We start from the raw sequence: 25,905 nt of genomic DNA on the forward strand, positions 1-25,905 counted from the left end.
CAATCCCTTCTCCAGTTGCACCCTGTGATACTCAGCTGTTTGAGTATAGTTCCTTCACGCCTAAGGCCCCGCTATCCGCCGAGGCGGCGCGCGGCCAAATCTTGCTACCCTGCTTTGTCATACGCCCCAAACGACTATCACGATCAGCCAGCTCACTCACACTTAGTCACTGCTTAAAGCCTAGCCATGCGTAAAGCCTAGCCAATTCGTAAAGCCTAGCTAAAGATCTCCTCCACCAGCTCGATCGCCTCGTCAAACTGATAGGCGTTCACCATGTTGAGCACGGGCGCAATCTTGTTGGCCAGCGAGGTTGGCAGACGATCGCGGATCGCCTGTAGCTTCTCCACCGCCTCGGCGTCCGCCTCCTCCAGCATCTTGAGCAGCTCCTTAATGGCGGCATCCAGCTCCTGGGCCGACATGGGAGGCGCATCGGCAGTCGCCCCCGCCTCGGCGCCATCTTCTTGCGGCAGCGTCTCGGCCCCGGTCTGACTGAGCCAGTCACCTATGGTGGTGCACAGGCTGTCTAACAGCTCGCCCATCTGAGTCAGCGCCTCAGTCACATCGGCCTCGATCGAATCGCTGAGAGTCTGCTCCACCTGCTTGGCCAGGGCCACCAGCTCGGGGCAGCAGAGGTTACCGGCCACCCCTTTGAGGGTGTGGGCGTAACGCACCGCCTCCTCCTGCTTGCCCTCACGCTGTGCGGTGGCGATAAGCTCCGCGCAGCGGGACTGACCCGTATAGAAACGCTCGAATATCCGCCGGTAGAGACGCGCCGAGTTCTGCACCAGCTGCAGCCCCTTATCGATATCCAGCGCCGGGTGCTGTGGCCAATAGGCATCCTGACTGTGTTGATCAGTCTGCTCAGTGCTGGTCTCCTCTATGACCTGACTGTCATCCCCCAGGTATTCCAGCAGCGTCTTATAGAGCAGCGACACCTCGATAGGCTTGGCGATATGGTCGTTCATACCGGCGCGCAGGCACATCTCCTTATCCCCGGCCATGGCGTTGGCCGTCATGGCGATCACCGGCAGGTCTGCCAACTCGGGACGCTTACGCAGCTCGGCGGTGGCCTGATAGCCATCCATTACCGGCATCTGACAATCCATCAGCACCAGATCGAAGCTCTGCATGGCCAGCTTCTCCAGCGCCACCTGACCATTCTCGGCGATCGAGAGGATCACCCCCACCTGCTCGAGAAACTCGCTGGCCACTTCCTGGTTCATCTCGTTGTCTTCCACCAACAGGATGCGCTTGCCCTTGAGCTGCGCCAGCAGGGCAGGACTTACCTCACTGCCCTTGCGCCGCACCGGCATAGCGCCTTGCTTGCCCAGGGCCGACATGATGCCGTCCAGCAGGCGCGAGGCGCTGATCGGCTTAGTGATATAACCCGAGATCTCCGCCTGCTCCGCCTTGTCGATAAAATCACCGTCGGCATGGGCCGAGACGATCAGCGTCTTGGGCGGGTTAGTGCGCTCGCTCAGCAACCGCCGCGCCGTCTCCAGGCCGTCCATCTCAGGCATGCGCCAGTCGATCAGCGCCACCCCATAGTCGGTCTCCTGACAGCGACTCAGCGCCTCGGCACCGCTGCGCACCGTATCCACGGTAAAGCCCATGCTTTCGAGAGTGCTGCGCAGAATATCCCGGGCGGTGGCGTTGTCGTCGGCCACCAGAATCCGCATTCCTTCCAGCTCCTGGGCCACCTTGATCAGCTGATTGTCGGCGACCTTGAAGCGCACGCTGAAGAAGAAGGTGCTGCCGTTGCCGAACTGACTCTCGACGCCGATCTCGCCGCCCATGAGTTCCACCAGCTGCTTACAGATCGCCAGCCCAAGGCCGGTGCCGCCATACTTGCGGGTGGTGGAGCTGTCGGCCTGGCTAAAGGACTGGAACAGCTTGCCGCGCTGCTCCTCGGTGAGGCCTATGCCGTTATCGCGCACGCTGAACTTGAGCAGTATCTCCTCATCCTCGCGCACCAGTTGGCTGATCGACAGCATCACCTCGCCCTGCTCGGTAAACTTGATGGCGTTGTTCATCAAATTGATCAACACCTGACTGAGTCGCAGCGGATCTCCCACTAAGTGGCGGGGAATGTTAGGCGCCACGGCAAACAGCAGCTCGAGCTGCTTGTCGGCGGCCTTGACCGAAAACATGTCGCTGAGATCTTCCAGCATAGTGTCGAGCTGGAAAGGCACTGCCTCGATATCCAGCTTGCCCGCCTCTATCTTGGAGAAGTCCAGGATGTCGTTGATGATCCCCAGCAGCGACTTGGAGGCGCGGTCGATCTTCTCCACATAGTTCTGCTGCTTCTTATCCAAACTGGTCTGTAGACACAGCTGCGACATGCCGATAATGGCGTTCATCGGCGTGCGGATCTCGTGGGACATGTTCGCCAGGAAGTCGCTCTTGGCCTTGCTGGCGGCGTCGGCCACATCCTTGGCCTGGGTCAGCTCCTCGGAGAGCAGCTTGAGGGAGCTGATATCCGCCATGGAGAGCACGGCGGAGCGATATTCCCCCTGCTTGTCGGACAGGCCTGTCATGTTGACGTCCATCCACCTGGCCTCGCCAGCTTGGTTGAGCAGGCGGATCTCCAACTTGACGCTGTCGGCGCCGTCGCCCATCAGGTGTTTAAAGCTGTTCTTAGCCTCGAGCCCCTGCTCAGGATCCTGATAATCGAAGAAGAGACTGCCCTTGAGACGCTCGATCGGCAGCTGCAGGTATTGGCTGAACTGCTCGTTGCAATCTAAGATAACGCCGCGATCGTCGACATTGACTATGCCGATACCCGCGTTATCGAACAGGGCCCTGAAGTGCGCCTCGCGCTTGGCCAGCTCCCTGTCCATCTGCTTGCGCTCGCTGATATCCATCAGGTAACCGTTCCAGACTATGCTGCCATCGTCCTGACGGTCGCCCCTGGCCCCCGCTTGTAGCCAGCGCTGCTCGCCGGTGGGGTGTTGGTAGCGAAACTCTTCGATCCACTTGAGCCCAGAGGCGCTCTCGCCGGAGAGGGCGCGAATGATGCGGGCCCGCTCCGACTCTATGATGCAGTCGGCCACCAGGTCGAAGTTCGCCAGCAGCTGATCCCGGTGGAAGCCCAGGGTGGTGATGCAGGCGCGGGAGAGGAAGGTGAAGTAGCGCTGATCGTTGGCTATCCAACGCAGCTGATAGACGGTGTTGGGAATCGACTCAGTGATCGTCTCCAGCTGCTGCTGGGACTGGGCAATCTTCTCTTGGGCCAGTTTGCTCTGGGTGACATCCTGTATGCTGCCATCGAACCAGAGGGCGTTGCCCTCATCGTCATAGCTGGCCTTGCCCTTCTCGTGCACCCAGCGTAGGCTGCCATCCCTGTGCTGAATACGGTATTGCACTTCGAAGCTCTGCTGCTCGGCGATCCCCTTGTTGATCGCCGTGTCGGTGGCTTCCCTGTCCGCCTCCAGGATCAGGCTGGCAAAGACCCGTTTCTTGTTCTCGATAAAGTCGGCGGCGGGATAGCCGGTGATCTCGGCGATGTTGTCGCTGACATACTCCATCACCCACTGCTCGCCCAATCGGGTACGGTAGACGGCGCCGGGAATATTGCCCACCAGGCCACGGAAACGACTCTCGCTGTCCTTGATCCGCTTGGCGGTAGCCAACTCTTCTGTCATGTCCCGTATCGAGGCCGCCACCTGGCGCAAACCGTCGCTGTCGGCGGGTAGCAGCCCCAGGCTAATCTCCACCGGAAACAGGCTGCCGTCGGCCTTCTTTGCCTTGAGCGTCTTACCCAGCCCCAGGCCCATGCGACGATCCACCCCTTCGCCGATAAACTTGGCTCTTAGGGCCTCATGATGCTTGACGCTATCGGGCACCAGCTGGTCGACATTCAGCGCCAGCATCTGCTGGGCATCATAGCCAAACAGCTGCTGGCAGCGACTGTTGCTGAAGACGACTTGGCCCTGCTCGTCGACGATCAACATAGCCTCGGGCGCCGATTCCAGCACGGCGTTGGACCACGCCGCCGCCGAGAACTGTTCGGTCACATCGTTAAACAGCATCTCGATGGAAAGCAGCTCGCCGTTGTCCGACAATAGCGGCTGCATGAAGAGATCCAGGCGACGCACACTGCCGTTGGCGGCGATCATCTCCACCTGATGGGGCGGCACACTATTGCCCTGCAGGGCGCTGTCCATGTACTCCCAGTTCGCCTCGTTGATGGGGTTGTCGGAGAACATCCGCTGATATTTACGCTTGAGCAGATCCGGGCTGACCCCCAGCACCTTCTCGACACCCGCAGAAACCTGGGCTATCTGACCATCGGGCTCCAGCGAGCAGTAGAAGGACTTGTCGCTCATGCCATCGATCAGCTTGGCGAAACGGTTACCGCGTGAATCCAGCAGCGCTTGCTCGCGCTGGGCCAGCACCTCGGCCAGCTCGTTAAACTTGTCCGTTAGGGTCTCCACCTCGGTCACCGCGCCCCGGGTGCCTTCGATATGTTTGGTCTTACCGGCGCCGAAGGCCACTATGCCGGCGGCTAGGCGCTCGATGGGCAGTGACAGGCGTCTGGCGGTGAGATAACCCGTCAGGTAAAGCACGGCAGAGATAAGCAGCAGGGTCAGCACTAGGGAGGAGAGCCCCATGTAGAGCTGATGGGAGAGCTTGTCCTCCTGGGTCATGATCACCACCCGCCAGTTGAGCTTAGGCACCACGCCTACGCTGGCGAGATAGGCCTGACCATCGGCGGCCAACATGCGGCTGTTCCCGGATTTGGCCGACTGGAGTAGGGTGATGAAGTCGCCGTTGTCATTTGATGGGGCGAGCCACTTATCTGTGCCCTGAGACATCAGCAGCTGCGCATCCTTGTGGTAGATCAGCCGCCCCTTGTCATCCAATACCAGCATGCGATCGGCATCGATCCCCGCCATAGCTGGCAGGGCGTCCAGGGCCAGATCCACAGTCACCACGCCCCAATAGGGACTCGAGGGGCCGAAGGGGTGGGAGAAGGTGATCATCAAGATGTTACCGGCGCCCTCGTCGAAATAGGGCAGCGACCAGTAGCCCTGGGGCTTGTCTATCGCCTCGCTCCACCAGGCCCATTGGCCGTCGGTGTAGTCATAGCTGTCGGCGCCGATATCCAGGAACTTCACCCCGTCCTGATCCCGGTAGACATAGGGGGCATAGGGCTGTTGATTAGGTGTCAGGCTGGGGCGAAAGGCGATGGCGCTGGCATAGAAATCGCTCTGGCGCTCCAGGCGCCGGGTCAGCAATGCCTTGAGCTCACCATCTTGATGGACCAGCTGATCGCGACTCATCTGGCCTAAGAGATCGGCAAAGGTACGGGTATCCTCCTCGGCGAAGGAGAGAAAATGATGCACCCTGCTGGCCACCATCTCGGCCTGCTTCTCGAGATCGCCATAGAGGTAGCTCTCTTCGGCCCGGTAGTTAAACCAGGCGATCAGGCTCAATACCATGGCCATGATGGCGATAAGGGGTAAGGCAATCTGTACGATTATCCGGCTACGAAAGGTACGAAGTCTGCTCATGTCCATATTCCACAGTGCAATCGGCTTAGCGGCGCGCAGGCCTGCCACGGCTCACCCACTCAGCGCCAGTTTCATGACTGACTAAGTAACGGGTAAGCTCACCCACTTCCGTGTCTGCCTGGGGCCGTTTTCCGACACGAAAGACTCTGCTCTTCAAATAGTGAAAACTTGCTAACTTCATGATGAACCAGAAAAATACTTGCTCATTAAATCACCTTGCCCATCGACAATCAACCAGTTAGCGCGATCTTTACCTTTGGTCGAACACTCGATTAAACAGGTGAAAAATAAGCCGCTTTTCACCAGCCCCTGAGCCGCCATCTGAAAGTGAAAATCCAACATCAAGTGCACGAGGTTTCACCACCATAGATCCTTTGCTCGAGACGCTACGTAAGTAATAAGTATAACCCTGTGTTTAGGGGCTGGTTGGCAGTTGCAATCTGCTATCGATAGGGTTATCAATGGGTTTACTGGGCTATTGATTTAATGGGCTATTGATTTAATGGGCTGTGGCTTCAATGAACAATGCCTTTAAAGGAAAGCCTGCCGCAAGCCAACTTCAGCGCTTGGGCGATCAAAGAATAAGGACAGGCAATGACGAGTGTCGCGACCCTGAGCGAGATCTCAAAGGGCTTTAACGACGGCGATAAGTTTCATCTTGTGCTGGACAGGCTCGACCTAGAGCTCGCCCTCGGCGAGACGGTTGCCCTCACCGGCCCGAGCGGAAGCGGCAAGAGCACGCTACTCAATATCATCGCAGGATTCGAGCGCCCCAGCAGTGGCGCCCTCACCCTATTAACCCAAGATACCCGAACCTGGGACGACAGCCGCTGGAGCCAGTTCAGACACCACCAACTAGGCGTCGTCTTCCAGCAATTTAACCTGCTCACCCCGCTCAATGTCGAAGACAACATCGCCTTTCCCCTGCATCTGCAGGGAGACGGCTGGAACGCCTGGTGCGATCACCTGGTCGACGCACTCGGGCTAAGGCCCCTGCTCAAGCGTCACGTGGAGGCCTTGTCTGGCGGTCAACAGCAAAGGGTGGCCATCGCCCGGGCCCTGGCCCACAAGCCAGCATTATTGCTGGCGGACGAACCCACGGGCAACCTGGATCAGACCACTAGCCTGGAGGTGATGGCGCTTATCTGCGACTTGGCCGCCGAGCACGACACCAGCATCTTAATGGTGACCCACTCCATGGAGTGCGCCGCCTTCATGCAGCGCCGCTGGCACCTGGATCTTGGTCGGGTGCATGAGTAGCCTAGTTGTTAACAGTCAGGCGGGCGGCGTAAAGGCGCTGCTGCGCGCCACCCGTCTTACCCTCAGGGTATTCGCCGCCCACTATAAGAAGGCGCCGCTGCAGGCCGGAGCGATACTGATCGGCATAGTGCTGGCGGTCACCCTGCTGACCGGCGTCAGGGCCACCAACGAGAGCGCCATCGACAGCTATGGCCAGGCCAGCGAGCTGCTGAGTGGCCAGGCCAGCAATCTTGTCACCCCGTTGCCGGGTAAGGCACTCTCTGATTCCCTCTATTTTGACTTGCGAACCCAGGGGTTCCACCACAGCCTGGCGGTGCTTCAAGGCTCGGCCCTGGATAGCGCCCAGCACCGCTGGCAAGTCACCGGCAGCGATCTTATCGCCGCCCTCTCTGCTATAACGCCAAGTAATAGCGACAGGCCGCAAACAGTCGAGCCATCAGATAGCAAGATCCCCATGAGCGGCCCCCTACCCTTGGCGGCCATGCTGGCGGGCGAGCCAATTGTGGTGATGAGTGAGGCCAACGCAAAACGACTGCAAGAGCCCTGGCTCAGCCTCAACGACATGCGTCTGAAGGTGATGGCGGTCGATGAGAGTTACCAGCTAGGCGATCGCCTACTGATGGATATCTCCCTGGCCCAGCAGCTACTGGGCAAGCCGGGCGAGCTCAGCTACATCGCCCTGTTTGACCCGCCCGGCGAGCATCAACAGCAGCTTCTTACATCCTTACTCACCGGCCGGGGCGAGCTGGTAGAGAGCGATAACGGCGAGGCGATGAAGGCCCTCACCAACAGCTTTCATCTCAACCTCACCGCCATGAGCCTGCTGGCCTTTATCGTCGGCCTGTTTATCGCCTATAACGGCGTGCGCTACAGCCTGCTCAAACGTAAGCGGCTGATCATCCAGCTGCAGCAACAGGGCGTGCGCCGCGCCGCCATCATGTTCGCGCTGGGGCTGGAGCTCACCCTGCTGGTGCTGTTGGGCTCACTCATCGGCTTCATCCTCGGGCTACAGCTGAGCTTTTGGTTGCAGCCTATGGTGTCTGTCACCCTGGAGCAGCTCTATGGCGCTAACATACTGCCGGGAAGCTGGCGCTGGCAATGGCTAGCCCAGGCTAGCCTGCTGACCCTGATCGCCGCCCTGCTGGCCTGCGGATCCCTGTTGAGGGAGCTGCTCAATCAGCCCCTCGCCCAGAGCAGCGGCCAGCTCAGTCAGCAGCGCAGCAGCCAGCTGGCGCAGAATCGCCTCATGCTATTGGCCTGCCTGCTGGGCATCATGACCCTTATCCTGATGCCGCTCAGCCAAGACTATCGATTCACCATGACGCTGCTGGGTCTGGTGGTGATCGCCATCCCTCTGGCCCTGCCCTATCTGCTCAGGCAGCTCATCGGCCTGCTACAGAAAATCAGCCCCAAGGGGCTTATCGGCTATCAGATCAGCGAGACCCGTGAGCTGCTGGCGCCGCTGTCGCTCGCCATGATGGCTATGCTGCTGGCGCTTACCGCCAATATCGCCATGAACAGCCTGGTGGGGAGCTTCGAGATCACCCTCAAGCAGTGGCTGGATGCCAGGCTGCATGCACAGCTCTACCTGCGCCCACCCGCCAGCCAGATGGCCGAGGTGGAGAAGATGCTGAGCCAGGCCCCCGAGGTGACCGGCCTCTACAAGCAATGGCTGCTCAAGAGTCACTACCAACAGACGCCCATCTTCCTGCTGACCCGGGATCCCTACTCCATCGAGCACACCACCATCATCAAGCAGGCGAAGCCGGATCTGTGGCGAGATTTTTTCTCGGCCGATCCCGAGACTAAGCCACTCGCCCTGATCAGCGAGCCCTTCGCCATCAAGCAGGGTAAGCAGCTGGGGGATAAGATACGTATTGCGGCCCTGGGCGAGACCGAACTCACCATAGGTGCCATCTATTATGACTACGGAAATCCCTACGGCGAGGTGATCATCCCGCCATCTCTGTGGCGCAGGGCTAATCTTGGCGAGACGCCCTTGAGTCTGGCCCTCACCCTGAGCACTGACGTGACCCGGTTTAGCCAGCAGATCCAGACGCGCTTCCAACTGCCAGACGCGCTGGTCTACAGCCAGGAGAAGATCAAGGCCCAGGCCATCACCATGTTCAAGCGCACCTTCTCCATCACCCAGGTGCTTAACAGCCTGACCCTGATGGTGGCCGCCATCGGCCTGTTCAGCGCCTGTTATATGTTGACCCAGGCGCGCCTGGCGCCTATCGCGCGCCTCTACGCCCTGGGGGTCAATCGTCGTCAGCTGGTGTGGCTGGTAGTTGGCCAGATGCTGCTCATGGTGCTACTCACCTGTCTGGTTGCCCTGCCGACGGGCGCCCTGCTGGGGTACCTGCTGATCCATAAGGTGACCCTGCAGGCCTTCGGCTGGACCATCGCCATGGTGTGGGACTGGCTCGCCTACCTCGAGCTGGTAGGGCTGGCGCTGCTGGCCAGCACGCTGGCACTCGCCTTCCCCCTCTATCAACAAACCAGACGCCCCCTGGTGTCGAGCCTGCAACGGGAGGTCATATGACGCGCCGGCAACACCTTGGAATGATCGCGCTAATGCTAACGACCCTCTTGCTACCTAGCCTTATGCTACTGGGCTGCGACGCGCCCAAACCGGAGTCGAAAGGCATGGGGGATCTCATGGGCTCAGGAGAAGGAACAGACACAGACGCAGAGCAAAGCGGCTACACCAAGGTGATCCCGGGGAAACCACTTAGCTTTCCTAAAGATCATCTGGCCCACGACGACTTCCGGCAGGAGTGGTGGTATCTCACCGCCAACCTCACCACAGACACGGGCGAACCGCTTGGGCTGCAATGGACCCAATTTCGCATCGCACTCTCTCCTAGTGCACTCGAGTCACCAGAGTCTCCTGGCACAAAAGAGTCGCCGACTTCAGAAACGCCAAAACCAGAGAAACTAAAGCCAGAGAAACCAAAGCCAGAGAAACTAAAGCCAGAAACATCTTGGGCAACCAAGCAGCTCTACATGGCCCACAGCGCGGTCACCACCAGCGAGATCCATAAGGCAAGCGAGCGCTGGTCCAGGGCCCATCCCAAGCTGGCGGGGACAAAAGCCTCACCGCTCAGCATAGCCCTGGATGACTGGCGCTGGCAGAGCGAAGGAGACGATCTGTTTCCGGCGACACTAACGGTTAACAGCGACGACTTTAGCTATCAGTTAACGCTGAGTAGCCGCGCGCCGTATCAGCGACAGGGGGATGAGGGCTACAGCATCAAGAGCGCGGATGGCGAGGTGGCCTCCTACTACTACAGTCAGCCCTTCATCGCGATCACCGGCAGTGTCACCCTAAATGGCAAGGTTCACAGCGTCAGCGGGCAGGGTTGGCTGGACAGGGAGTGGAGCTCGCAGTTTCTCACCCGTCAGCAGCAGGGCTGGGACTGGTTCGCCCTGCGCCTCGACGATGCCTCTACTCTGATGCTGTTTCAGCTCAGATCACAGCCGCTCAGTTCCCAAGACAGGCCCTTTTTCAGTGCACGGCGCATGTTCGCCGACGGCAGCGGCCGCAACATAGCGAGCAGTGGCATCAGGATGAAAGCGACTGAGTGGCAGAAGATAGACGGGGCCAACTACCCCATCGCCTGGCAGATAGCCATTCCCGGCGAGCAGTTGAACCTCAACATCTCGCCCCTCAATCCAGACAGCCTGATGCCGCTGAGCGTGCGTTACTGGGAGGGCCCAATACAGGTAAGTGGCTCCCATCGAGGCCAAGGCTATATGGAGCTGACCGGCTACTAGCTCTAAGTGCGCCCTAGCGAAAAGGGGAAAATCTGACTAAGGCAGCGGCCTGCGCTTCTTGCCGGTCCACATGGCCCGCACCAGATTCTCCCTGTGGGCCAGGCTGCCGACAATCACCCCGGCGATATGCACCACAATCAGCGTCAGGCTAAAGTTGGCGAAAAACTCATGCACCTCCTCCAGCGCCCCATCGGGCCAGGTGGCCACAAAGGTGGCGGCCAACGGGCCATGGCCTGTGGTGGCGTAGAGCGCCATGCCGGTCAGCGCCGTCAGCGAGACGCAGACGATCAGCGCCACTATCATCAGGCCGCCGGCAGGATTATGTCCCAGATAGTCTTTAGCCCTGCCGGCGAAGAGCTGCTTAAGATACTCCATCGCCTGGGCCGGAGGTCTGACAAAACTGCTGAATCTGGCATATCGAGTTCCCACCAGCCCCCAGATAATACGTAGCGCCAATATACCTAAGATGATATAGCCGCCGTAGCTGTGCACCAGCATCCATTCATCCTCACCCTCGGTGAGATAAGTCAGGGTAAACAGCAGCACCAAGGACCAGTGAAACAGACGAATAAACAGATCCCATACGGGGATCTCCCGCATATTTTCCTGTGTCATAGCAAGCTCCCTCCCGGGCAAAACCCAAATCACTAAATTAGCGCCAGCCCAACTAAGCTTGGGTTTTCGCCGCAGGGGCAGATATCACCTTCGCCCCTCTTTTGGTTATACGCCCCGATGCCAAATTGAGCAAATTAACGACTGTTAAGGTGTTTAAAAACCTAAGTTGTCCAGCCCTAAAAACTGTTTAAATTTCGAACTGAGAGGCAGGTCACACGAAAAACTTTGATCTCGATCTACAAAAGCTCCAGTTACCTCTCAAGAGGTATACCCCTATCAAAAGCAAGGATTAGACTGAATCCTATCCTAATGCGGCCAAGTCCCTAAATATCGCCAATATCCCGGGAAGCAAGGCCGCCACAGAAGGGTTAACCCATGACACAGGAATATCATGTGACCAGCCTGGTGGTACACGCCGCCCCCGGCCAGGTCGCAAAAGTTACAGAGGATATCAACGCCCTTGCGGGTGCCGATATTCACGCCGTCACCGACGAGGGTAAGTTCATCATTACCCTGGAGGGGGCCACCCAAGGTGCGATCCTCGATAACGTCGAAGCCATCAACGCCCTTAGCGGGGTGTTATCAAGCAGTCTTGTCTATCACCAAGTTGAACCAATAGAAGAAAAGAGTGAGGAAACACCATGAGCATTAGCCGTCGCGAGTTTCTAAAAGCCAACGCCGCAGTTGCCGCTGCGACCACGGTTGGCGTCACTCTGCCAGTGAAGATCGTTGAAGCCGCTGAGCAGAATGACAACATCAAGTGGGATAAGGCCCCCTGCCGTTTCTGCGGCGTGGGCTGTAGCGTTTTGGTCGGCACCAATAACGGCAAAGTCGTTGCCACCAAGGGCGATCCAGAAAGTCCGGTCAACAAGGGCCTTAACTGTATTAAGGGCTACTTCCTGTCGAAAATCATGTACGGTAAAGACCGTCTTACCACGCCGCTGCTGCGCATGAAGGACGGCCAGTATGACAAAGAGGGTGAGTTCACCCCGGTCAGCTGGGACAAGGCCTTCGACACCATGGCCGAGAAGTGGAAAAACACCCTCAAGACCAAGGGCCCAACCGCCGTCGGCATGTTCGGCTCTGGCCAGTGGACAGTATGGGAAGGCTACGCCGCCTCTAAGCTACACAAGGCTGGTTTCCTCACCAACAACATAGATCCAAACGCCCGCCACTGTATGGCCTCTGCCGTGGGTGGCTTTATGCGTACCTTCGGTATCGACGAGCCCATGGGCTGTTACGATGACTTAGAAGCCGCCGATCAGTTTGTGCTCTGGGGCGCCAACATGGCCGAGATGCACCCGATCCTGTGGGCACGCCTGTCAGACAGCCGCCTAAGCAAGCCGAACAGCCGCGTGCATGTGCTGTCGACTTTCGAGAACCGCAGCTTCGATCTCGCCGACAACCCTATGGTGTTCCGCCCTCAGTCTGATCTGGTGATCCTCAACTTCATCGCCAACTACATCATACAGAATGGCGCGGTAAACAAAGAGTTCGTCAGCAAGCATACTAAGTTTGCCCTGGGCACCACAGATATCGGCTATGGACTGCGTCCAGACCATCCGCTGGAGAAGAAGGCCAAGAACCCAGGCAACGGCAAGTCGACCGCCATCAGCTTCGACGAGTACGCCAAGTTCGTCAGCACCTATACCCTGGAATATGCCGCCAAGATGAGTGGCGTCGAGCCTGAAAAACTCGAGACTCTGGCCAAGGCTTACGCCGATCCAAGCGTGAAGATCATGAGCCTTTGGACCATGGGCATCAACCAGCACGTACGTGGTGTGTGGGCCAACAACATGCTCTACAACATCCACCTGCTGACAGGTAAGATCGCCACCCCAGGTAACAGCCCATTCTCGCTGACGGGTCAACCATCAGCCTGTGGTACCGCCCGTGAAGTGGGTACCTTCGCCCACCGTCTACCGGCCGACATGGTTGTGGCCAATCCTAAGCACAGAGCCGTCACCGAGAAGCTGTGGCAGCTGCCGGAAGGCACGATCCCGCCTAAGCCCGGCTTCCACGCCGTGCTGCAGAGCCGTATGCTCAAAGATGGCAAGCTCAACTGTTACTGGACCATGTGTACCAACAACATGCAGGCCGGTCCTAACATCAACGATGAGATCTACCCTGGCTTCCGTAACCCAGACAACTTCATCGTGGTCTCGGATCCTTACCCAACGGTTACCGCCATGGCCGCCGACCTGATCCTGCCGACCGCCATGTGGGTCGAGAAGGAAGGTGCCTATGGTAACGCCGAGCGCCGCACCCATATGTGGCACCAGCAGGTGAAGGCACCCGAAGGCGCCAAGTCAGATCTGTGGCAGCTGGTGGAGTTCTCTAAGCGCTTCAAGGTGTCAGAAGTCTGGCCCGCCGAGCTGGTGGCCAAGAAGCCTGAATACGCCGACAAGACGCTCTTTGATGTGCTGTTTGCCAACGGAGTGATCAACAAGTTCCCCACCTCAGACTGCAAGGGCGAGCTGAACGACGAGTCGGAAGCCTTCGGCTTCTACCTGCAGAAGGGTATCTTCGAAGAGTACGCCCAGTTTGGTCGCGGCCATGCCCACGACTTAGCCGACTTCGACACCTACCATGAGACCCGCGGCCTGCGCTGGCCTGTGGTCGAAGGCAAGGAGACGCTGCGCCGCTTCGTCGAAGGTAGCGACCCCTATGTCAAAGCCGGCGAAGGCTATAATTTCTATGGTAAGCCAGACGGTAAGGCGGTGATCTTCGCCCTGCCTTACGAGCCTGCCGCGGAAGAGCCTAACGCAGAATACGATCTCTGGATGTCGACGGGCCGCGTGCTCGAGCATTGGCATACAGGGTCTATGACCGCCCGCGTACCCGAGCTGTACCGCGCCTACCCAGATGCACAAATCTTCATGCATCCGGACGACGCCAAGGCCCGTGGTCTTAAGCGTGGTGATGAAGTGGTCGTGGCCTCGCCTCGCGGTGAAGTCAAGACACGTGTTGAAACCAAAGGCCGGAACAAACCGCCACGAGGCGTGGTATTTATGCCATTCTTCGACGCGCGCCAACTGGTCAACAAGTTGTTACTGGACGCCACAGATCCCCTCTCGAAAGAGACGGATTTCAAGAAGTGTCCGGTAAAAGTGATGAAAGCCTAAAGCGGTTCATCGAACCCTTTAATCGCTTGAGTCAAACATCAGATATAAAGAGCTAGATATGAGCCAGGTCAATCGCAATAGCAAAGCCAAGGGGGTCAACCGCCGCCAGTTCTTAGCCACTACGGCTAAGGCGGGCTGCGCCATGGGCCTCTTGGGATTGGGCGTCAGTGGGGTTGCCAAGCAATCCTCGCACCTTGATCCTATGGCGATTCGACCGCCTGGCGCGTTAGATGAGCAAGATTTCTTGTCGGCCTGTGTACGCTGCGGACTCTGCGTACAGGCCTGCCCCTACGACACCCTGAAACTGGCGCGCTGGTTTGAGGGTGCGCCGACGGGCACGCCCTATTTCACGGCGCGCACTGTGCCCTGTGAGATGTGCGAAGATATCCCCTGTGTGAAAGCCTGCCCCTCTGGGTCGCTGGATCACGCCTTGACCAATATCGACGAGGCCAAGATGGGGATAGCGGTACTGATCGACGAGAAAAACTGCCTCAACTTCAAGGGCCTGCGCTGTGACGTCTGTTACCGCATCTGCCCCTTGATCGACAACGCCATCACGCTCGAGCGGCAGCACAACCAACGCAGCGACCACCACGCCATGTTCCTGCCCACGGTCAACAGCGACACCTGTACCGGCTGTGGCAAGTGTGAACATGCCTGCGTGTTGGAAGAGGCGGCCATTAAGGTATTGCCTGCCCATATCGCGCTCGGAAAGACGGCAACCCACGATACCTATATCAACACCGAAGAGACCACGCTTGAGATGTTAAACAAGGGGCTCACACTATGACAAACGGCATGAGTAATACGAAGATGAAGACGCCAGGTGCGGCTCAGACACGTTTCGCTCAGGCGGCGATAGACGAACTGGGCTGGTGGCGCGCCCACAAGTTCCTGTTCCTGCGCCGTGCCAGTCAGCTGTGTGTGCTGCTCACCTTTGCCATCGGCCCCTGGATGGGGCTCTGGGTACTCAAAGGTAATCTCTCCTCCAGCGAGCTGCTGGGCACTATCCCGCTGTCAGATCCCCTTGTGACCCTGCAAGTGCTGATGACGGGACACCTACCCGAGACCGCGCTGCTTGTCGGCGCGCTGCTGATCGCCCTCTTCTACCTGCTTGCGGGTGGACGAGTGTTCTGCAGCTGGGTCTGCCCGGTCAACCTGGTCACCGATGCTGCGAGCTGGCTAAGGCGCAAGCTACGTCTGCCCCGCACCGCCGAGATGCCTAGAAACCTGCGCTACTACCTGCTGGCCCTGGTGCTGTTACTGCCCCTGGTCACAGGGATCACTGTGTGGGAATGGGTCAACCCAGTGCCTATCCTCTATCGCGCCCTACTGTTTGGCGCCGGTAGCGGCCTGTGGATACTGGCGATGATCTTCTTGCTGGATCTCTTCATCAGTGAACGGGCCTGGTGTGGTCACCTGTGTCCCACAGGCGCCCTGTTTGCCCTGCTGGGCAAAGCGAGCCCGGTCAAGGTATCTGCGGTCAATGCCAGTGCATGCGACAACTGCATGGATTGTTTCGAGGTCTGCCCAGAGCGGCAGGTGTTGAAGCCCGCCCTCAAGGGCGACAATCCCATGATAGTCGACAGCGATTGCACCCAGTGCGGCCGATGTATCGATGTTTGCGCCCAACGCGTTTTCCAGTATCAAAATCGAATTGCCCTAAAGGCGGAGAACAACCAATGAAAAAAGTACTCACTTTAGTCGCGCTGATGGCGCTAGGTGCCTGTTCCGGTCAGCAAAGCAAACCTGCGGCCGAACCCGTGAACATCAGTTCACTCGGAAAAGGCGAGATCACCGCGGTTCGCGCGGCCGACGAGATGCCAACCTATCCTAAGAAGGGTCAGGCCATCGAGCGTGGCTTCGTCCACCAGCCACCGCTGATCCCCCACAAGGCGGACTATCAGATCAGCATCAAGAAGAATGGCTGCATGACCTGTCACAGCCCAGAGAAGGCCAAGCGCATGAAGGCGACGGAGATCCACTCGTCGCACATCCTGGCCGACAGCAAGCTCAACTATGAGTATTTCAACTGTACTCAGTGCCACGTGCCACAGGCGGAAAACAAGCAGAAGTTGGTTGAGAATAATTTCTCGAATCAATAGGAGTTTAAGTTCGGGTCTTGCATACTTGAATATTTGACGCTGCAAACAAAAAACCACCCGATAATGGGTGGTTTTTTATTGCCTGGCGGCAATAGGGGCACGATTATTTACGGTAGGCGGCATTGTGACTTACTTGGTCAGTTTCAGTTCATACCTTCATGGCAATCTAACGCCTGCCCGGCGAGGGATGTGTGACAACACCTCAAGGACTAATGTTCGCTATTTAGATTGGTATCACTGAGCGTCGCTATCATTGGCTTAGTAGATTTGAAGGTCGCACCTTCGCTGTTACCTAACGCCTGCCCGGCGGGGGTTGTGCAAGCACTCTTTTGGCACGCCGAGGTTCCGTCCCTGGAGGCTTCACGGCGGCGTCCATGCCGCCGAGAGCCAAAAGTGTGCTTACACCTGTATCTAACGTCTCTTCGATTTAACTTCATCTGTTGCTGTCTTTGCTTGGGTATTTAACCCGGTTGATTTTTCCCGCTTCGCACCCATTTAAATTGAGACAGTGAATTGATAGGTTAGGCAAATGGAATTTGTAGGGCGATTAGGTGGCTGGGAGCCGCTGTTATGCTATCTGCTGGCGGGCTTTATCTTTATCCTGCTTCTGTGGGGGCTGTCGAGGTTAATCGGCTGGGCCAAGGGGATGCCCGCCGGGGCCTACCTCGCCTTGGCGCTGTTTCCTTTAATTTCGCTGTTTCCCATCCGCCAAGTGAGATCAAGAAACTACAGCGTATCAAACAAGAAGAGGTTAAACGGGAACAGGAGTCTGGCGACCCGGCTGGCGATGATCCGCCCTCGGGTGCTTTGTAATTAGCAAGTTCAAAACAGCGTCTGTTTAGCAGGCGCGAATGGCATAAGGAGTATGTGTGAAAATCTACGGCGATCTGCAGTCTGGTAACTGCTACAAGGTGAAGTTGTTGTGCGCCCTGCTGGGCATTGAACATGAATGGATTCATGTGGATATTCTCGCGGGCGATACCGGCAATAGCGAGTTTCTGGCCAAGAATCCCAACGGCAAAATCCCCCTGCTCGAACTCGATGATGGCCGCTGCCTGTCAGAATCCAACGCCATCTTGAACTACCTCGCCGCCGGCAGCGAACTCCTCCCCCAAGACCGCTTTGCCCTCGCCAAGGTGCAGCAGTGGCAGTTCTTCGAGCAATACAGCCATGAACCCTATATCGCCGTGGCACGCTTTATCGCCAAATACCTCGGCTTGCCGGACGATCGCCGCGCCGACTATGAGTCGAAACAGCAAGGCGGCCACAAGGCGCTGGCGGTAATGGAAGCCCAGCTGCAAGAGACACCCTATTTAACCGGCGAGCAGCTGACCACGGCCGACGTCGCTCTGTATGGCTACACCCATGTAGCCCACGAAGGCGGATTCGACCTTACCCACTACCCGGCGATTCAAGCCTGGCTTAAGCGCATCGCGGCGCATCCCAAATATGTGGCGATGGCCTAATGTGGCTGTGGTCTAGTGTGGCTGTGGCATAAGCATGTAAGAATGGCCGAAACGGATAAGGGACAATAGATGACACATAAGGGAAAACTCTTCTTTTTCTGCGGCAAGATGGGCGCGGGTAAGTCGACCAAGGCGAGGCTCATCGCAAATAAAAACGGGGCGCAGCTATTGTCAGAAGATGAATGGTTAGCGGCCCACTTCCCCAATCAGATTGAGTCGTTTGATGACTATATTCACTACTCAAGCCTCATCAAGCCCTTCATCAGAAACCATGTGGCCCGCCTGATAAACCTAGGCACTAACGTGGTGATGGATTTTCCCGCCAATACCAGAAAGCAGCAGTGGTTTCTCTCGCTCTGCGGCGAGTTAGCTTGCGAGCATCAGCTCATCTATCTGGATCTTAGCGATCAGCAGTGCCTGGCTCAAATAGACAAACGGCGCCAGGAGCAGCCCGAGCGCGCCCGCTTCGATAACGAAGCCGTGTTCCATCAGGTGACGCAATATTTTGAGCCGCCGACTGACGATGAGGATCTGAATATTTTGCTGGTCGCAAAGGAAGATTAGATTTGAAGTAAAAGGGTGGCCCCCTTTATTTGCTTTAATCGAATTTGGCTGCATTTTAATTTATTGAAAGTATTTGAGGGTCGTACCTTCGCTGCAATCTGTCGCTGTCGCCTGCCCGGCGGGGGATGTGTGACAACACCTCAAGGGTTAGTATTCGCTATTTAGATTGGTATCACTGAGCGTCGCTATCATTGGCTTAGTGGATTTGAAGGTCGCACCTTCATGGCAATCTAACGCCTGCCCGGCGGGGGTTGTGCAAGCACTCTTTTGGCACGCCGAGGTTCCGTCCCTGGAGGCTTCACGGCGGCGTCCATGCCGCCGAGAGCCAAAAGTGTGCTTACACTCGTATCTAACGTCTCTTCGATTTGGCCTCATTGAGTGCCATTGAGACAAGTTATTCTTTTTAAGAAAAAACGTACAAACATGTGACAGAACTTGTTGATTGCTACCTAACCAATAGCTAATGTGTAACCAATCAAGGACAGAGCTAGGCCTACTCGACTCAAACATCGACCACGCCATTCAGGGAAGGAAAAGTCAACCACCATGCACCAACCGACGCCCTAAAAAGTTTACTCTGCCCCCATTTATTTCATGCTTGGTGCCCTACTTTACAAGGTAGCGTACCTTGCAAGGTCTCACGAATAAATTGTTATATGCTTTTGGTGCTTATAAAGAAATGGAAAATTCTAATATCTCAGAACATTGGTTTATTAATGCAATTTCGCTTTCAGTTGCATTGGGTATTACTCAGAGCATTTTCTGGTCGCTAGGCATAGATATTGAAGTCGGTTTTACTTTTGATTATTTGATTTCTTTTGTTGGTAAAGTTGCTTTAATTTCGGTGTTTTATTACCTTTTTCTAAAGTTGTTTAGTTGGCTTTATTCGTAGTCTTAAGTCACGCATCTAACAAGCGCTTCAACAGGACAAAACACTGGTTGGCTCCTACGCTGCGCTCCGGATTATAGCCAACCAGTATTTACCCATTAAGGCAGGCGTTATCCCACAGAAATTTTGATTCGATAGCCAAATTTGAGAGCGGTTAACCTAACGGGCCTGTGTTCATAACAAGCTAGCTTTGACAGGATGATAACTGCCAAATGCAGCTCAATCGAAGAGATTGATAACTTGGTGTAGGTACGGCTGTGACCTTCCGTGACAGGGATGTCACGGTAGAGCCTACAGGGAGTGTACTTGCGGCGTGTCACAGCAGTACCTGCACGAAAAGCCTGCTGCCAAGCAATTCAAAACAATGAAGCATTGGTCTTCAGCAGGCAAGATTCAATTCCAAAAGGCCTTGGCCTACCAACCTCACCTCAAATACTTAGCGTACCCAAACACAGCTAAATCGAAGAGATGGATAACTCAGTGTATGCGCGCTTTTGGCCCTCGGCGGCATGGATGCTGCCGTGGAGCGTATAGGGACATATCCACAGCGCGCCAAAAGAGTGCATGCACACTCCCCGCCGGACAGGCGATTGATAAACCATGAAGCTATGGTTTAAAGCTCCCATCCAAGTACCTAAGTCAGGTAGATGCAAAAACATCAAAATGAAGCAAGGGTTAACGCTACAACGCTTTGATGGACACCAAACCAAAGGTAAGGAACAGTCCCATAGAGAGCGACTAAGGCTCCCCTTTAGCCAACTTCAACTCCACCACATTCCCTTCGGGGTCGTTAATATAAAGGGAGCGCCCAAACCCTTGGGCCCCGTATCTTTTGGCAAACCCTTCGGTAGTAATGCCTTGCTCATTAAGATAATCCAGCAGGGTCTGCTCCTCCATGGCCTCGATGAGCAGGCAGATATGGTCGACGTTGCGGCCATCTTGCTGCGGCGGCCCACCACCGAGTCGCCCCAGGGGGCTGTCGCAGGTGACGATATCGATGAGCGCATTGCCCGCACGCAGTTGAGTCAGCCCCTCCTCGGGAAGTTCTCGCTCGATGACGCAACCGAGCACGCCCCGATAGAAGGCCAGCATGGCAGGCAGATCTGTAGTGCGAAACACCAGATGATCTATCCCCAAGATCGCTAACATAGTCCCTCTCCTCTGCTTATCTCCTGTGTTTATCTCCCCATGAGTATAGCCCGCCGCTAATTGTCACTGACAGTCGTGGCGAGCTAGTCTCGGCTAACCGTTTCGGCCAATAGTTGTAGCTAATATTTTTGGCCAAGCGCCCACTCCGGGTAATTGGCGGTAGGCTTAAACGCAAAATTGGCGTAGCTTGTCATTATCAGGTTCCATGGAGATAGGTGATGAAACACGGTAAGCACGACGCACAGCTGTTAAAACTGGCCCTGGAGATTGGCGTTGGCTACGCCAAGAAACGTGGCTTCGCCGATTTCGATAAGGGGATCTCCCCCAAAGACAAGGTGGAATGCATCTACCGCCTGCTGGTGCAGGATAAGCTGATCCAGCCCCTTGCGACCGACAAGGAGGATGGCCCCAACATGAAGCACAAGCTGATTTTGTGGATCCATCGCCAACTACCCGAGGAGCATCCCCTCAAAGAGTAAAGTATCTTACTAAGCTCGAAGCCATTGATCTCTATCAAGCCTTAGGCCGATTCCCGGCAGCGAGGGCCGAGATGAGCTATAGATCTAGCATCACCTCAGCCTAACTGCACAAGGAGTTTTCGTGGCCGTGCCAGGACTATCGCGTCAAGCGGCGGCCGAGCGGCTGGAACAATATGGGCCCAATTGCCTGCCCAAGCCGGCAAGACTCAGCTTCATCCGCCTGTTTATTCTGCAGTTTAAGAGCGCCTTCATCTATGTGCTGCTCGCAGCCTTCATCGCCTGTCTGCTGCTCGGCCAGATCCTCAACGCCATCTTCATCTTCGCCGTGCTCATGCTCAACGCCATCATAGGCACAGTGCAGGAATACTCGGCCCAGCAGGCCGCCGACGCCCTGAGCAAGATGGTGCCCTCCCAGACCAAAGTGATCCGCGACGGCCACCCCAAGATGGTGGACAGCCTGAGCCTGGTACCCGGCGACTATATTCTGCTGTCCAACGGCGATCGCATCGGCGCCGATATCAAAATCGAAAAGCATAACCAGTTTAAGGTGGACGAATCGGCCCTCACTGGCGAGTCTGTGGCGGTCAATAAGACAGATCTCGCCTTCGCCGGCACCCTGGTCACCCATGGACGGGCCGAGGGCGAGGTGATCGCCACCGGCGCCCGCACCCAGATAGGTCAGATAGCCGATCTGGTTCGCCAGGGCGGTAGCGCCAAGCCACCGCTGATGCAGCGTATCGAGCGCTTCACCCTGATCATCGCCATAGCCACCTTAATCATCATCGCCCTCATCTTCGGCCTGACATTGCTGCGGGGCGCGGATCTCTCCCAGGTGTTCCTGCTGGGGGTCGCCTTGGCGGTCTCAGCTATTCCCGAGGGGCTACCTGCGGCCATCACGGTGGCCCTGGCCATAGGTATGAAGCGGATGTCCCAGGCCAATGTGATAGTGCGCAAGCTGGTGGCGGTGGAGTCTCTCGGCTCCTGCACCTATATCGCCTCGGATAAGACGGGCACCTTGACGGTCAACGAGATGACCATCAGCCAGATCAGCCTGCTGTCGGGTGAGCGCTATCACGTGGCGGGCACAGGGCTGACGCCCACAGGCCTGGTGCACAAGCATGGCCATGGGGTGCCAGTATCAACCGCACGGGATCCCGAGCTGCACCGCCTTGCCCTCACCGGCGTGCTGGCCAACGAGGCCCACCTTAGCTTCGAGGCCAAGCAGAGCCATGGCGATCAGATGCATGCAGACGGCGACGGGGTCGATCTCGCCTTCCTAGCTTTGGGCTATAAGCTCAATCTCGAGATGGACAAAGCCAAGCAGCCACCGCAGGAGCAGCTGTTTGCCTACGAGTCGGAGAACCAGTTCAGCGCCAGCATCAACCAGATAGAGGGGCGCTCCGTCATCTCGGTCAAGGGCGCGGTGGAGAAGCTGCTCACCATGTGTCAGCTGGATGCGCAGCAGACTCAGGCTGTGTTGGATGAGACCCACTGGCTGGCGCGCCACGGCTACCGGGTGTTGGCGCTCGCCAGCGGCGAGGTCAGCGACCCACACCATCCATTGGCAGATCTGGATTTTCTGGGTTTAGTAGCCATGAGCGATCCCCTGCGGGAAGATGCCATCGAGGCAGTGGCCCTGTGTCAGCAGGCACAGATCAAGGTGGCGATGATCACCGGCGACCACCCTGTGACCGCCCTGGCGCTGGCGCGTCAGCTCAAGCTGGCCAACGACCAGGATGGGGTGATCACCGGCGAGCAGCTCACCCAGGTCCAGCAGCAGAGTCTGGCCGAGTTCGATCATCTCATCGCCAGCCACAGGGTATTTGCCCGGGTACAGCCCAGGCAGAAGATGGAGATCACCGAGTCCTTGATCCGCCAGGGCGAGTTTGTCGCCATGACGGGTGACGGGGTCAACGACGCCCCGGCGCTGAAGCATGCCCATGTGGGCATTGCCATGGGCCTCAAGGGCACGGATGTGGCCCGCGAGAGCGCCGATCTTGTGCTGACCGACGACAGGTTCAGCTCTATAGTCAAGGGGATCATCGAGGGGCGCATCGTCTACAACAATATCCGTAAGGTGATCTACCTGCTGATCAGTACCGGGGCCGCCGAGCTGCTGCTGTTTATCTTAAGCGTGCTGTTTGCTCAGCCTATCCCACTGTTTCCGCTGCAGATCCTCTGGCTTAACCTGGTCACCAACGGCGTGCAGGATGTGGCGCTGGCCTTCGAGCCCGGCGAAGGCCACGAGATAGACCAGCCACCGCGCCGCCCCAGCGAGCCCATCTTCGATCGCCTCATGCTGGAGCGGCTGATCGTCAGCGCCCTGTGGATGGGCATAGTCGCCTTCGGCCTCTTCTCCCTGGTGCTGGCCATTGGCAGCAGCGAGAACGACGCCCGTAACCTCACCCTGATGCTGATGGTGCTGTTCGAAAACGTGCATGCCCTCAACAGCCGCTCGGAGCGTAACTCGCTGCTGCGTATGCCCGTGCTGAGCAATCCGCTGCTGCTGTTTGGCATCATACTGGCTCAGGGAATCCATATAGGCGCCAGTTATACGCCCGGCTTGAGCCAGGCGCTGGGCATTAGCCCTATCGGGCTGGGACAATGGCTGATGCTGCTGAGCGCCGCCTCGACCCTGTTATTCATCGATGAATACCATAAGCGTCTCTGGCGTCAGCAGCACAAACCTAAGGTTAGGCAGGCAACAGCTGATCGTCAGCTGGAATAATCAACACATTGCTGCGGATGCGGGTCAACATGGCCTCGGCGGTATTGCCTATGACCATGCCCATCAGCCCCTTGCGTTGGCGAGCGCCCATCACCAGATAGGCGGCCTTGAGGCGACAGGAGAGCTCGTAGAGGCAAAGATCGGGATCGCCCGCCAGGAAATGTACATGCTCCTGATGCAGGTCAATCTCGTCCAGCTGAGGCTGATACCTGTGATAGGCGTCCTTCACTAGGGTGCGGGTGTCGATAAGGTCCATATCTCTTAAGATCTTAGGCACGCGTATGATGTAGGCCAGATGTAGCTGGCAGTCCATCGCCTCTGCCAGCTGGCGACCCTGTTGAATGACGCACTGGTTGAGTTTCTGTTTGATGGGGTTGTCGCTGCCCAGATCCACCGCCATCAACACGCTGCGGGCACGCTGCAAGGGGTTGTCGCACAGCATCATCAACGGGATGCGCACATGGCGGATCAGCTGCCAGTCCATCGGCAGATAGTGAGTCTTGTGATGCACCGCCTTAACCATGAGGTCGAACCCATGACGAATGGAGTGATGACAGGCATGTTCGAACAGATCTTTGGTCCACACGCTATGCACGGCCACGTCTTCCGCCTTGAGCGCCTTAAGCTTGGCGGCGATCTCCTCGCTGCGCTGATTCATCAGGGCCACCTTGGCCGCCGCACCCAGCCTGGGATTGTAGTACTCCTTACCCGCAAAGGATTCGTAGCTGTAGGCAAACACCTCTGCCTCCTTCTCCAATACCCTGGCCAAGGCGATCCCCGTCTCAATGGCATCGGCCTGCTGCTCGGCTTTCTGGGAAATAATAAACACCTTGTCCATGGTTACCTCCTGTCGGCAAGTTTCCATTTGAGCTTAGTCACACTCCATGGGTTACGCCTTGATCTCGGTCATCAAAATGATCAAGATCACATTATCACCACTCTCGGGGAGTCGCGCCTGTTATGGCCATAGATAACTTCGTCTTATCCCTGTGTTTGATCCTGCTCTTCGGCCGGGTGCTGGGAGAGGCCTTCAAACGGCTGCAACTCCCGGCCGTGGTCGGCGAGATCCTGGCGGGGATCCTCATCGGCCCCAGTCTGCTGGGCTGGATAGCCCCCCATGAAACCCTGGCGGTGATGGCCGAGCTGGGGGTGATCCTGTTGCTCTTCTCCATCGGCTGCGAAACCTCCATCAAGCACCTGTTTCAGGCGGGCAACAGCGCCGCCGGGGTGGCTCTGCTGGGTATCGCCCTACCCGCCGTGGTCATCGGCCTGGTGTGCCTGCTCTATCTGGATCTCCCCGGCTTTACCGCCCTCTACCTGGGCTGCGCCCTGACCGCCACCAGCATAGGCATATCGGTGCGGGTGATGGCCCAGGCCAAACAGTCCCAGAGCCAGGAAGGTCACATCATACTGGGCGCCGCAGTGATCGACGATATCGCCGGGGTGATCCTGCTCAGCCTATTGTTTAACTTTGCCAGCTCGGGTGAGGTGGGGCTTATCCCCAGCGGCCTGTTAATCCTCAAGATAGTCGGCTTCCTGCTGCTGGCACCGCCTATGGCGCGCCTGCTGCTGTATCTGTTTCGCGCCGTCAAACCCAAAGAGGAGGAGACAGGATACGAGGCGATCGTCACCATGATCCTCATCTGTCTGTTTGCCTGGCTGGCCCACGCCCTGCACGCCCCCGCCCTACTCGGTGGCTTCGCCGTCGGCCTGGCGCTCAGTCGCCAATTTATCTCGCCCCTCAATCGTTACCTGCAAAACCCCTTCGCCTTCACCCACGAGATGGAGGTCGAATCCAAGCCCCTGGTGGATATCTTCGCCCCCATCTTCTTCGTCTATGTGGGAATAAGCTTAGATCTCAGCCAAATAGATCTTGGCTGGAGCGGCCTGCTTACCCTGCTGATGCTCTCCTTGTTGGCGATTATCACTAAGATGATGGCGGGGCTGAGGGTGCCAGGTCACCTGCGCACCAAGGCGATTGTCGGCAGCGCCATGGTGCCCAGGGGCGAGGTAGGCTTAGTGTTTGCCGAGATGGGGCTGCAGATGGGGATCATCTCGCCAAAGCTGTTTACCGAGCTGGTGCTGATCATCGCCATCACCACAATTGCCGGCCCCCTGCTACTCAAGTGGACGCTGGCGAAAGACGATAAATAGACAGTAAGTAGAGGGTAAGCCTCAGGCAAAAAAATACCCGCCAGAAGGCGGGTATTTAGCAGCTAGCGTCTTAGG

Annotated in this window: 18 protein-coding genes; 14 read left to right on the top strand and 4 right to left on the bottom strand. The window is 57.2% G+C overall.

From position 1 onward, the window contains the following. Nucleotides 1-215 precede the first annotated feature (215 nt). On the bottom strand, nt 216-5,522 hold the full coding sequence (locus tag SHEW_RS16560) for a PAS domain S-box protein (RefSeq protein ID WP_011866996.1): 5,307 nt from the start codon (nt 5,520-5,522) through the stop codon (nt 216-218). A gap of 588 nt (nt 5,523-6,110) precedes the next feature. On the opposite strand from SHEW_RS16560, the gene SHEW_RS16565 reads away from it, so the two are divergent. From SHEW_RS16565 to SHEW_RS16575, 3 genes are read left to right on the top strand one after another with little or no spacing between them, the layout of a single operon-like run. Beyond that, entirely contained in the window at nt 6,111-6,776 is a 666-nt protein-coding gene (locus tag SHEW_RS16565) for an ABC transporter ATP-binding protein (protein ID WP_011866997.1), read from the top strand. Then, a complete protein-coding gene (locus tag SHEW_RS16570) occupies nt 6,769-9,321 on the top strand; it encodes an ABC transporter permease (RefSeq protein WP_011866998.1) in 2,553 nt (850 codons plus the stop codon). The genes SHEW_RS16565 and SHEW_RS16570 overlap by 8 nt, the downstream gene beginning before the upstream one ends. A gap of 32 nt (nt 9,322-9,353) precedes the next feature. Then, nucleotides 9,354-10,556, top strand: coding sequence for a lipocalin-like domain-containing protein (locus SHEW_RS16575; RefSeq protein ID WP_223294733.1), 1,203 nt, complete (start codon nt 9,354-9,356; stop codon nt 10,554-10,556). A gap of 36 nt (nt 10,557-10,592) precedes the next feature. Here the strand turns inward: SHEW_RS16575 and SHEW_RS16580 are convergent, their stop codons facing one another. Then, nucleotides 10,593-11,171 carry a cytochrome b/b6 domain-containing protein gene (locus SHEW_RS16580; RefSeq protein ID WP_011867000.1) on the bottom strand — a complete coding sequence of 193 codons (579 nt, stop codon included), beginning with the start codon at nt 11,169-11,171 and terminating at the stop codon, nt 10,593-10,595. Nucleotides 11,172-11,546: 375 nt separating this feature from the next. Between SHEW_RS16580 and SHEW_RS16585 the strand changes: the two genes are divergently transcribed. The 8 genes from SHEW_RS16585 (at nt 11,547) to SHEW_RS16620 (ending at nt 18,431) form a co-directional block, all read left to right on the top strand. Next, the gene (locus tag SHEW_RS16585) at nt 11,547-11,816 is read left to right on the top strand and encodes a chaperone NapD (protein WP_011867001.1); all 270 of its coding nucleotides are present in this window, start codon (nt 11,547-11,549) and stop codon (nt 11,814-11,816) included. Further along, nucleotides 11,813-14,296, top strand: a complete 2,484-nt coding sequence (napA, locus tag SHEW_RS16590) for a nitrate reductase catalytic subunit NapA (protein WP_011867002.1) — start codon at nt 11,813-11,815, stop codon at nt 14,294-14,296. The genes SHEW_RS16585 and napA overlap by 4 nt, the downstream gene beginning before the upstream one ends. Before the next feature lie 58 nt (nt 14,297-14,354). After that, nucleotides 14,355-15,086, top strand: a complete 732-nt coding sequence (gene napG, locus SHEW_RS16595) for a ferredoxin-type protein NapG (protein ID WP_011867003.1) — start codon at nt 14,355-14,357, stop codon at nt 15,084-15,086. 8 nt (nt 15,087-15,094) lie between these two features. Continuing rightward, complete coding sequence (gene napH, locus SHEW_RS16600) at nt 15,095-15,982, top strand: quinol dehydrogenase ferredoxin subunit NapH (RefSeq protein ID WP_223294734.1); 888 nt, start codon at nt 15,095-15,097, stop codon at nt 15,980-15,982. Further along, a complete protein-coding gene (locus SHEW_RS16605) occupies nt 15,979-16,401 on the top strand; it encodes a nitrate reductase cytochrome c-type subunit (RefSeq protein WP_011867005.1) in 423 nt (140 codons plus the stop codon). The genes napH and SHEW_RS16605 overlap by 4 nt, the downstream gene beginning before the upstream one ends. A gap of 529 nt (nt 16,402-16,930) precedes the next feature. Continuing rightward, nucleotides 16,931-17,218 (top strand): hypothetical protein, encoded by a 288-nt coding sequence (locus SHEW_RS16610; protein ID WP_011867006.1) that lies wholly within the window; start codon nt 16,931-16,933, stop codon nt 17,216-17,218. A gap of 52 nt (nt 17,219-17,270) precedes the next feature. Then, complete coding sequence (locus SHEW_RS16615) at nt 17,271-17,867, top strand: glutathione S-transferase family protein (protein WP_011867007.1); 597 nt, start codon at nt 17,271-17,273, stop codon at nt 17,865-17,867. A 69-nt stretch (nt 17,868-17,936) separates the two neighbouring features. Beyond that, complete coding sequence (locus SHEW_RS16620; RefSeq protein ID WP_011867008.1) at nt 17,937-18,431, top strand: P-loop nucleotide/nucleoside kinase family protein; 495 nt, start codon at nt 17,937-17,939, stop codon at nt 18,429-18,431. Nucleotides 18,432-20,058: 1,627 nt separating this feature from the next. Here the strand turns inward: SHEW_RS16620 and SHEW_RS16625 are convergent. After that, nucleotides 20,059-20,469, bottom strand: coding sequence for a VOC family protein (locus SHEW_RS16625; protein ID WP_011867009.1), 411 nt, complete (start codon nt 20,467-20,469; stop codon nt 20,059-20,061). Between the two features lie 218 nt (nt 20,470-20,687). Here SHEW_RS16625 and SHEW_RS16630 point away from each other — a divergent pair, with 218 nt between their 5' ends. Both SHEW_RS16630 and SHEW_RS16635 read left to right on the top strand, forming a co-directional pair. Continuing rightward, nucleotides 20,688-20,948, top strand: a complete 261-nt coding sequence (locus tag SHEW_RS16630) for a DUF5062 family protein (RefSeq protein ID WP_011867010.1) — start codon at nt 20,688-20,690, stop codon at nt 20,946-20,948. A 127-nt stretch (nt 20,949-21,075) separates the two neighbouring features. Next, complete coding sequence (locus tag SHEW_RS16635) at nt 21,076-23,676, top strand: cation-translocating P-type ATPase (protein ID WP_223294735.1); 2,601 nt, start codon at nt 21,076-21,078, stop codon at nt 23,674-23,676. Here the strand turns inward: SHEW_RS16635 and SHEW_RS16640 are convergent. Continuing rightward, entirely contained in the window at nt 23,642-24,514 is an 873-nt protein-coding gene (locus tag SHEW_RS16640; RefSeq protein WP_041406731.1) for a universal stress protein, read from the bottom strand. The genes SHEW_RS16635 and SHEW_RS16640 overlap by 35 nt on opposite strands. 122 nt (nt 24,515-24,636) lie before the next feature. Here SHEW_RS16640 and SHEW_RS16645 point away from each other — a divergent pair, with 122 nt between their 5' ends. Beyond that, nucleotides 24,637-25,830: a cation:proton antiporter gene (locus tag SHEW_RS16645; RefSeq protein ID WP_011867013.1), complete on the top strand. Its 1,194-nt coding sequence runs from the start codon at nt 24,637-24,639 to the stop codon at nt 25,828-25,830. Nucleotides 25,831-25,905: the final 75 nt, after the last annotated feature.

It is taken from the genome of Shewanella loihica PV-4 (genome assembly GCF_000016065.1).
GTDB classification, from domain to species: domain Bacteria; phylum Pseudomonadota; class Gammaproteobacteria; order Enterobacterales; family Shewanellaceae; genus Shewanella; species Shewanella loihica.

Bases quoted from the DNA above. Each gene is read 5' to 3' on its own strand.
- SHEW_RS16560 (WP_011866996.1), bottom strand. From the start codon at position 5,522: ATGGACATGAGCAGACTTCGTACCTTTCGTAGCCGGATAATCGTACAG.
- SHEW_RS16565 (WP_011866997.1), top strand. From the start codon at position 6,111: ATGACGAGTGTCGCGACCCTGAGCGAGATCTCAAAGGGCTTTAACGAC.
- SHEW_RS16570 (WP_011866998.1), top strand. From the start codon at position 6,769: ATGAGTAGCCTAGTTGTTAACAGTCAGGCGGGCGGCGTAAAGGCGCTG.
- SHEW_RS16575 (WP_223294733.1), top strand. From the start codon at position 9,354: ATGCTAACGACCCTCTTGCTACCTAGCCTTATGCTACTGGGCTGCGAC.
- SHEW_RS16580 (WP_011867000.1), bottom strand. From the start codon at position 11,171: ATGACACAGGAAAATATGCGGGAGATCCCCGTATGGGATCTGTTTATT.
- SHEW_RS16585 (WP_011867001.1), top strand. From the start codon at position 11,547: ATGACACAGGAATATCATGTGACCAGCCTGGTGGTACACGCCGCCCCC.
- napA (WP_011867002.1), top strand. From the start codon at position 11,813: ATGAGCATTAGCCGTCGCGAGTTTCTAAAAGCCAACGCCGCAGTTGCC.
- napG (WP_011867003.1), top strand. From the start codon at position 14,355: ATGAGCCAGGTCAATCGCAATAGCAAAGCCAAGGGGGTCAACCGCCGC.
- napH (WP_223294734.1), top strand. From the start codon at position 15,095: ATGAGTAATACGAAGATGAAGACGCCAGGTGCGGCTCAGACACGTTTC.
- SHEW_RS16605 (WP_011867005.1), top strand. From the start codon at position 15,979: ATGAAAAAAGTACTCACTTTAGTCGCGCTGATGGCGCTAGGTGCCTGT.
- SHEW_RS16610 (WP_011867006.1), top strand. From the start codon at position 16,931: ATGGAATTTGTAGGGCGATTAGGTGGCTGGGAGCCGCTGTTATGCTAT.
- SHEW_RS16620 (WP_011867008.1), top strand. From the start codon at position 17,937: ATGACACATAAGGGAAAACTCTTCTTTTTCTGCGGCAAGATGGGCGCG.
- SHEW_RS16625 (WP_011867009.1), bottom strand. From the start codon at position 20,469: ATGTTAGCGATCTTGGGGATAGATCATCTGGTGTTTCGCACTACAGAT.
- SHEW_RS16630 (WP_011867010.1), top strand. From the start codon at position 20,688: ATGAAACACGGTAAGCACGACGCACAGCTGTTAAAACTGGCCCTGGAG.
- SHEW_RS16640 (WP_041406731.1), bottom strand. From the start codon at position 24,514: ATGGACAAGGTGTTTATTATTTCCCAGAAAGCCGAGCAGCAGGCCGAT.
- SHEW_RS16645 (WP_011867013.1), top strand. From the start codon at position 24,637: ATGGCCATAGATAACTTCGTCTTATCCCTGTGTTTGATCCTGCTCTTC.